The organism is Curvibacter sp. CHRR-16 (genome assembly GCF_018474005.1).
Classification (GTDB): Bacteria; Pseudomonadota; Gammaproteobacteria; order Burkholderiales; family Burkholderiaceae_C; genus Allorhodoferax.
Genome location: NZ_JAHCSH010000007.1, coordinates 104,541 through 111,940, shown reverse-complemented (window position 1 = coordinate 111,940; position 7,400 = coordinate 104,541). Strand labels below are relative to the sequence as shown.

Here is a 7,400-nt window from a genome sequence, read left to right as displayed (position 1 = left end):
CTTCCCCTTCCATTAAAGTGAGTTGATGAACAGTTTTGCCTCTCCATCGTGGCACTTTGTTGCCGTAAACCGCAACCCTATGGGCACGCGGCTCGCTTGGGACGGGGAAGTCCCTTTCATTCGTTAGAGCGCAAACTATCCACAATTAGCAAACACTTAGGGGGCTGATATGAAAAATTTAGTGCTTACTGTTTTATTGCTTTTCGCGGTAATTCCAGCATTCGCCCAGCCATTGCCGTGTTCATCATTCTCAGGGATTCCCGTGCCCTACATTCCAGATCCGACGTTAAATAATGTTGGAGTCGCCCACACCATGCAAAACGGCCAACCGATTATCGTTATAAACCCGAATGTAGTCGGCCCTTTGCCGGAGTATGTACGTCAATTTTGGTACGCCCATGAGTGCGCGCACCATGCCCTTCATCCAATGCAAAACTCGGAGGTCAATGCAGACTGCTACGCGATAAAGGCGATCAGGAATATTGGAATAATTTCGAATCCACAGCAGATTGGGGTTTTACTGAACTACATTTCTACGCTACCGGGAAACATCATGACAGGTCATCTGCCAGGTCCTGCGCGTGCCCAGAATTTATATGCGTGCTTTGCAACCCCATGATTTTTCACCCCGCAATTGCGATGCGTTTGCCATTGCGCTCTAACAATTCCGTCGAGAGGGACCGCCCACAAGCTGCGCTTGTGGGTTCCCTTCGCGGCTTCGCCGCTACGGCAGCCCCTCACGTCAAACGTTAAACCGCAAGAATGGTTTCCTTAGCTCACGAAACTGATGCAAAGGCAGGCAAGCGTATCCGCCTCAACAGCATCATCTATATATTGCTCTGGTGCTGCGGCATCACTCTCATCTTTGTAGGCGCGCCATTTTGGTCAGTGCTGCTGGTCGGCGTCGTGGGCGGCTACTTTGCACTTCGGGATTGGCGCACTGTCCGATCACTAGCTCGCGAGGCTATCGCTCCTAGGCATCCTGACGCTGATGTACAGGCGTTGATTGATGGGGACATTGAAATATCTGAGTATCGAAAGAGGAAAGAAAATGGCGATGCGGTTTAACAGGTTCGTCGATTGGACCCACAACGGCTGCCTGCTTGGTCGCCATTCTTCAATTCTGAGTGCGCCGTTGCGGTCCACTCACGGCTAACGCTAGGCCGCATGACCACCCGCATCACCACTCGTCCCATAGCGATTTCCGACACGAAGCTCTTCGTGGCTGCCAGCCGCGCAAGTCGTGACCTTCACAAGCCGTGGGTAACGGCACCGTGTGACGAAGATGCGTTCAATAGGTATGTTGCGCGCTTTGACGGAAAGCTGAATCACGGCTTCGTCGTACACATCGCTAGCTCCGGCGAACTTGTTGGGGCCATCAACTTGACCAATATCGTGCTCGGCGCGTTTCGGAGCGGATATCTGGGCTACTTCGCGTTCTCGGGCTTCGCGGGACGAGGCTTCATGCAGCAGGGTCTCCGAGCTGTAGTGCAGCACGCTTTCCGCGACCTCAAACTGCATCGCTTAGAAGCGAACATCCAGCCTGGCAATGCCTCTTCCATCGCGCTAGTGCGCAAGTGCGGCTTCCAGAAGGAAGGCTTCTCTCCCGCATACCTCAAGATCGGCGGTCGCTGGCGAGATCACGAACGCTGGGCCATTGTCAAAGGTACCGCGAATGCGGCCTAACCGCTCGTATATGGACTCCCCCACAAGCGCAAGAAACTGATCGATAGTTTAGCTTTGGGGGAAGCGCCTGCTGCTCAATATATCCGGCATCTAAAGTGGGATCGTGAATGTCCCGTGCCGACATGGAATCTGCGTCACTGACGCGCCAATCTTTACAAGCGGCTGCTGAACATGCGTTCGTTGAGCAGCAAGAGTTATCGGCGTCTGTACCATGCAGCGCACAGTCAGGTTATTGATCCAAGTATTTTTTTGAATGACAAAGAATTGAGCATGGCACTTTTTCTGAAATCTCTTCTAGGTGCAATGGCTGTTTTGGTGATTGCATTGCTCTCCAAATCCAAGGTTTTTTTTATCGCTGGATTGGTTCCTCTTTTTCCTACTTTTGCGCTTATTGCGCATTACATAGTGGGTAGCGAGCGCAGTGCGGGGGATTTGAGGCTGACAGCCCTTTTTGGGCTTTTTTCTTTGTTTCCGTATGCCATCTATTTGCTAGCGGTCTATTTTTTGAGCATCCGTGTTAGTTTGATTGCCACTTTGCTTGGGGCAACATGCGCTTGGGCAGTTAGTGCAGCGCTTTTGTTATTGTTTTGGTTAAAGCTTTACCCCTCTGCAGGGTGAGTCGTTGCAGCTAACTACCTGTGGATAAGCATTTCATCGCCCTACAAAAATTCACACACTCTAGGAGTAACCATGACAGACAGCAGCACACCGACCACTGCCACTATTCCCCCAAGCCTGAGCACTTGTTTGGACGATGAACTCAATGCGCTGCGCGATCAAATCACCGCCCGAGCCGCAGAGTTGGCCAGCACCACACCAGTGACTTTGCAGAACCTGAACCAAGCCATGGACGAAGTGGTGCGCGGCGCTGCAGGTTCTGCCACCCTGAAAAGAAGTTTTTTGGATTACTTCCCGCCCTTCACGTTGGTGTGCGCGCTGCTGTGTTTGGCTTTTGCGGTATTGGGCTTGGTGGCTTTGCACGAAGACCCTTCAGGCACATCAAAGCTGGCCGCTGCATCCGGTGGCTTTTTGGATATTGCCAAAATCTTTGCGGGTGCCATTGTGGGTTCCACCACGTCCTTGGCTTTGGCTGGTGCTCGTAGCAAATAGGCAAGGGCAGCCCACTTGGCATAAAGGAGCTTGATTCATGACCCGTTCTCCGTTTTTATTGGCTGCGCTGGTGGTATTGGCTGCCTTGTTGGTGTGGTCTGGTGTGCGCCCTTATGACCAAGCGACTTGGTTCATGGAGGTGTGCCCTATTTTCATCGCCGTGCCATTGATGTGGGTGACCTACAAGCGCTTTCCACTGACGACACTGCTGTATGCGCTGATCTTTGTGCATGCGGTCATTTTGTTGGTGGGTGGTGCGTATTCCTACGCCAGAGTACCGCTGGGCTTTGACTTGCAGCACTGGTTGGGCTTGTCGCGCAACCCCTATGACAAGATAGGCCACTTTGCCCAAGGCTTTGTGCCTGCCTTGGTGGTGCGTGAAATACTGGTGCGTGGCCAGCATGTGGCGCGCGGCAAGATGCTGGCTTTTCTGGTGGTGTGCGTGGCGCTGGCCATTAGCGCTTCTTACGAGTTCATTGAGTGGGGGGCTGCGCTGGCACTGGGGCAGGGGGCTGATGAGTTTTTGGGTACCCAAGGCGACCCTTGGGATACCCAGTCAGACATGTTTTTTGCATTCATCGGGGCCATGGCCTCGTTGTTGCTGTTAACACGCATGCATGATCGGCAAATCAATGCCTTGGAGTCCAATGGCTTACTCCAAGGTTGACCCAAAGCGCTGCTGATTGCCTAAGCGGCCAACGCCAGTTGGCGGCTTGTGTGGACAGGGAGTTGGAACACGGAAGTGGCTTCTACCAACTGCTGGGCTTGGGTTTTAAGACTGTCTGCAGCGGCGGCGCTTTCTTCCACCAAAGCAGCGTTTTGCTGCGTGGCCTGATCCATCTGCGTCAGCATGGCTTCTACTTGGCTCACGCCTTCACTTTGCACGGCGCTGGCTGCGCTGATTTCGGTGATGATGCTGCTCACTTTTTGGATGGCGCTGACGATTTCTTGCATGGTCTGCCCGGCTTGGTCTACTTGGTTGGAGCCGTTTTCTACTTGTTCCATGCTGTGGGTGATCAAGGTCTTGATCTCTTTGGCGGCCTCAGCGCTGCGTCCAGCCAAGCTGCGCACTTCGCTGGCCACGACGGCAAAGCCACGGCCTTGCTCGCCGGCGCGGGCCGCTTCCACGGCGGCGTTCAGGGCCAAGATGTTGGTTTGGAAGGCAATACCGTCGATCACGCTGATGATGTCGCCAATCTTGTTGGAGCTTTGGTGGATGGCGCGCATGGTTTTCACCACGTGCTCTACCACTTGACCGCCTTTGTTGGCCACGGTGGTGGCTTCGGAGGCCAGTTGCTTGGCGTGCTGGGCACTGTCGGCATTGGCGCGGATGGCTTGGTTGAGCTGGCCTACGGTGGCATTGGTCTCTTGCACGGCGCTGGCTTGGTTTTCGGTGCGTTGGCTCAGATCCAAATTGCCGTGGGCAATTTCGGTGCTGGCCAGCGACACGCTTTGCGCGTTGCCCCGCACGTTGTGCACCAAGTCGGTCAGGCGGTTTTGCATGTCTTGCAGGCTGTGTAGCAGGGTGCCGGTTTCGTCGGTGCGGTCGGTGTTGAGATTGCCACTCAAATCACCTGCTGCCACCCGTTGGGCTGCTTGTACCGCTTCGTGCAAGGGTTTGGTGATGCTGCGCGTGATCACCCATGAGACCACGGCCCCCAAGCCCAGCACCGATAAACTCAGTACCAACAAAATAGCTGAGCTGGTGCCGTTGATTGACTGGATGTCTTGTGCTTGGCTATCGAGTTGCTTGCGTTGCAGGGCCTGGAAGTCTTGCATGCCTGACAAATATGCTTTGGCGGCAGGTTGAAAGTCTGCTTCCAGTAGTCGCAGGGCTTCGGCCTCATTGCCTTGCTTTTTCAGTTCGCTGATGGCGTCGCGCGTTGTCACGAATTTTTTGCGTGCTTCGCCAATGCGGCCAAAAACGGCTTTCTCCTCATCACTGTTGAGCAGGGTTTCAATTTCTTTTTGGTATTTGCTCGACAGCTTGGAGGCTTCGGCGGCATCCTCGGCGAAAAAGGTAGCCAGCGATGCATCGCTGCTGCGGGCAATGGCTGCCGTGCGGCGCACGCCGGAGTTGACGTTGGCGTACCAGTCGCTGACCAAACGCTCTTTGTTCAGGGGTACTTGCAGCATTTGCAAGGTGGTCTGCGTTGTATCCCGCAGTCGCCATAAACTGATACCCGCAATCACACTGGTGAGTAGCAAAACCATAGCAAAGCCCAGTGCCAAACGGCTACCAATACCGATACGATTCATGAAATTTCTCCAACGATGTGCACACAATGCATCGTGTGCCTATTTTTTGTAACTGTCTGTTTATAAGTTGTATGACTACATTTACCCAAACTATTTTGTATACCGACCATGACGGCTTTGCGAAATTCCGCGAAGAGTCCATAGCGCTGGCACAGGGCACGCCCCAGTCCATGTTGTCAGAGGTGTTTGCAAGCGGCGGCTACCAGCTGCGCATGAGTCCGGTGGGCTTTCGCAGCCAATGGCATTGCTCTGGCCACACGCAGTGGTGCTTTATCTTGCAAGGGCAAATGGAAATTGGGGTACACGGTGAGTCGCGCATCTTCTCGCCCGGTCAGCACTTTTATTCGGCTGACCTATTGCCTGAAGGCGCGACGTTTGACCCCGCCGTGCACGGGCACTGGAGCCGTCAGGTAGGCCCAGACCCGTTGATTACACTGTTTGTGCGCGCGTAATCGGCAAGCTGTGGCTCAGTAACCCGCTGGGCCGCGTGGTTTGTTGCCACCACGACCGGGGCCGCCGGGACGGCGTGGTCGGTCACCTCCACCACCCAAACCACCGGTGTAACCAGGGCCGCCAGCATAAGCGCCGTAGGTTGGTTTGCCATTGCCACGGCGTCCGCTGCGGGCCATGCTGTCCACGCTGGTGCGCATGGGGTCAGGTTGGCCGTTGGCGTTGGGGCGCTGGGTGCGACCTTCGTGGGTGTAGTTGGCGGGTGGTTGGTATTCCAAATTGTTGCGCTGGCGTGGTTTGCCTTGGCCGGTGCCGTTTCCATTGCCGTTGTTGGCATAGGGCTGCTGTCCGCCACCACCGTTGCGGCGCTTGTCACCGTGGTTTTGGCGGGGTGGGCGTTGGCCTGCATGGCCTGTCACGGGCGTTCCATCATCGGCAAACTCGGGCACCTGCTGGCGCGGTGCGCTGCCCTGTGGTTTGGGTTTGCCGTGGCCTGCAGGCTTGTCGCCACGCTTTTCGCGGATGCGCTGCATCATGTCTTGGCGTGCAGCTTTGGCAGCAGCCTGCATCACATCGCGGCTAGGCGGTTTACCAGCGCCACCCCACAAGGTTTGGCGGCCCATGGCAATGGGTTCGGCACGCTCATCGGGTTCGGGGCCAAAGCCTTCCACCACCTCGACGGAGATAGTTTGCTTGGTAAAGCGCTCGATCTCTTGCATAAAACCTTCTTCGTCCAAGCAGACGAAGTTCAGCGCTTGGCCTTCGGCGCCAGCGCGACCTGTACGGCCAATGCGGTGCACGTAGTCTTCGCACACGTTGGGGATTTCGTAGTTCACCACGTGCGGCAGTTCGTCGATATCGATACCGCGTGCAGCAATGTCGGTGGCGACCAAGGCGCGCAGTTCACCGCTCTTAAAGCCTGCCAGCGCTTGGGTGCGGGCCGATTGGCTCTTATTGCCGTGCAGGGCCATGGCGGTCACGCCGTTTTTGGCCAAAAAGTCAGCCACGTGGTTGGCACCAAATTTGGTGCGGGTGAACACCAGCACTTGGTTCCAGTTGTTGCTTTGGATGATGTGCAGCAACAGGTCTTTTTTCTTGCTACGGCCCACGGGATGGATGACTTGGCGAATGCGCTGCACGGTGGTGTTGCGCGGTGTCACTTGTACGCTTTGTGGCTCTTTGAGCAAGCCATTGGCCAGTGCACGAATCTCGTCGCTGAAGGTGGCCGAGAACAGCAGGCTTTGCTTGTCTTTGGGCAGCAGGCTCAGTACCTTCTTCACATCGTGGATGAAGCCCATGTCCAGCATGCGGTCAGCTTCGTCCAGCACCAAGATTTGCACGGTGGACAAATCCAGCATGCCTTGTTGCTGCAAATCCAGCAGACGCCCTGGGGTGGCTACCAACACGTCCACGCCCCGGCGAATGCGGTCAATTTGTGGGTTCATGCCCACACCGCCAAACACCACAGTGGATTGCAGTTGTAGGTACTTGCCGTAAGTGCGAACGGACTCTTCCACTTGGGCAGCCAGCTCGCGGGTGGGGGTGAGTACCAGCGCACGTATGCCGATGCCGCCCCATTGGTTGTTGGCACTGCGGCTCATGGCCAAGCGGTGCAGCATGGGCAGTGTGAATGCGGCTGTTTTACCAGTCCCTGTTTGGGCTCCGCCCAACAGGTCGTGGCCAGCCAAAACCAAAGGAATGGCTTGGGCCTGAATTGGGGTGGGATTCTCGTAGCCTTGTTCGCGTACGGCTTTGACAATGGCTGGCGCCAATTGCAGTTCTTCAAATGTCATAAATGTAAGGATGCGCCCGTCCCGGGTGCTTGGGTTTACCGGCCAGTGCACACCGGGTGGTGCGCTCAGTTCAAAGGCAGATGGATTAACAAAACGCTGGTG

9 protein-coding genes are annotated in these 7,400 nt (G+C 55.6%); 7 read left to right on the top strand and 2 right to left on the bottom strand.

Going from position 1 to position 7,400, the window contains the following annotated elements:
* The first annotated feature begins 169 nt into the window (after nucleotides 1-169).
* The 6 genes from KIK84_RS15390 to KIK84_RS15365 all read left to right on the top strand — a co-directional run bounded on the left by KIK84_RS15390 (nucleotide 170) and on the right by KIK84_RS15365 (nucleotide 3,463).
* Nucleotides 170-619, top strand: a complete 450-nt coding sequence (locus KIK84_RS15390) for a hypothetical protein (RefSeq protein WP_214123996.1) — start codon at nucleotides 170-172, stop codon at nucleotides 617-619.
* Between the two features lie 143 nt (nucleotides 620-762).
* On the top strand, nucleotides 763-1,068 hold the full coding sequence (locus tag KIK84_RS15385; protein ID WP_214123995.1) for a hypothetical protein: 306 nt from the start codon (nucleotides 763-765) through the stop codon (nucleotides 1,066-1,068).
* A 99-nt stretch (nucleotides 1,069-1,167) separates the two neighbouring features.
* A complete protein-coding gene (locus KIK84_RS15380; RefSeq protein WP_214123994.1) occupies nucleotides 1,168-1,686 on the top strand; it encodes a GNAT family N-acetyltransferase in 519 nt (172 codons plus the stop codon).
* 171 nt (nucleotides 1,687-1,857) lie between these two features.
* Entirely contained in the window at nucleotides 1,858-2,304 is a 447-nt protein-coding gene (locus KIK84_RS15375; protein ID WP_250208027.1) for a GlpM family protein, read from the top strand.
* A 72-nt stretch (nucleotides 2,305-2,376) separates the two neighbouring features.
* Nucleotides 2,377-2,796, top strand: a complete 420-nt coding sequence (locus KIK84_RS15370) for a hypothetical protein (RefSeq protein ID WP_214123992.1) — start codon at nucleotides 2,377-2,379, stop codon at nucleotides 2,794-2,796.
* Between the two features lie 37 nt (nucleotides 2,797-2,833).
* The gene (locus KIK84_RS15365) at nucleotides 2,834-3,463 is read left to right on the top strand and encodes a DUF2238 domain-containing protein (RefSeq protein WP_214123991.1); all 630 of its coding nucleotides are present in this window, start codon (nucleotides 2,834-2,836) and stop codon (nucleotides 3,461-3,463) included.
* A 20-nt stretch (nucleotides 3,464-3,483) separates the two neighbouring features.
* On the opposite strand, the gene KIK84_RS15360 is transcribed toward KIK84_RS15365, so the two are convergent.
* Nucleotides 3,484-5,055, bottom strand: a complete 1,572-nt coding sequence (locus KIK84_RS15360) for a methyl-accepting chemotaxis protein (RefSeq protein WP_214123990.1) — start codon at nucleotides 5,053-5,055, stop codon at nucleotides 3,484-3,486.
* Between the two features lie 71 nt (nucleotides 5,056-5,126).
* On the opposite strand from KIK84_RS15360, the gene KIK84_RS15355 reads away from it, so the two are divergent.
* The gene (locus KIK84_RS15355; RefSeq protein ID WP_214123989.1) at nucleotides 5,127-5,507 is read left to right on the top strand and encodes a cupin domain-containing protein; all 381 of its coding nucleotides are present in this window, start codon (nucleotides 5,127-5,129) and stop codon (nucleotides 5,505-5,507) included.
* 15 nt (nucleotides 5,508-5,522) lie between these two features.
* Here the strand turns inward: KIK84_RS15355 and KIK84_RS15350 are convergent, their stop codons facing one another.
* Complete coding sequence (locus KIK84_RS15350) at nucleotides 5,523-7,298, bottom strand: DEAD/DEAH box helicase (protein WP_214123988.1); 1,776 nt, start codon at nucleotides 7,296-7,298, stop codon at nucleotides 5,523-5,525.
* Between the last annotated feature and the right edge of the window lie 102 nt (nucleotides 7,299-7,400).

Coding starts and splice junctions, on each gene's coding strand:
- KIK84_RS15390 (WP_214123996.1), top strand. CDS start 170: ATGAAAAATTTAGTGCTTACTGTTTTATTGCTTTTCGCGGTAATTCCA.
- KIK84_RS15385 (WP_214123995.1), top strand. CDS start 763: ATGGTTTCCTTAGCTCACGAAACTGATGCAAAGGCAGGCAAGCGTATC.
- KIK84_RS15380 (WP_214123994.1), top strand. CDS start 1,168: ATGACCACCCGCATCACCACTCGTCCCATAGCGATTTCCGACACGAAG.
- KIK84_RS15375 (WP_250208027.1), top strand. CDS start 1,858: ATGCGTTCGTTGAGCAGCAAGAGTTATCGGCGTCTGTACCATGCAGCG.
- KIK84_RS15370 (WP_214123992.1), top strand. CDS start 2,377: ATGACAGACAGCAGCACACCGACCACTGCCACTATTCCCCCAAGCCTG.
- KIK84_RS15365 (WP_214123991.1), top strand. CDS start 2,834: ATGACCCGTTCTCCGTTTTTATTGGCTGCGCTGGTGGTATTGGCTGCC.
- KIK84_RS15360 (WP_214123990.1), bottom strand. CDS start 5,055: ATGAATCGTATCGGTATTGGTAGCCGTTTGGCACTGGGCTTTGCTATG.
- KIK84_RS15355 (WP_214123989.1), top strand. CDS start 5,127: ATGACTACATTTACCCAAACTATTTTGTATACCGACCATGACGGCTTT.
- KIK84_RS15350 (WP_214123988.1), bottom strand. CDS start 7,298: ATGACATTTGAAGAACTGCAATTGGCGCCAGCCATTGTCAAAGCCGTA.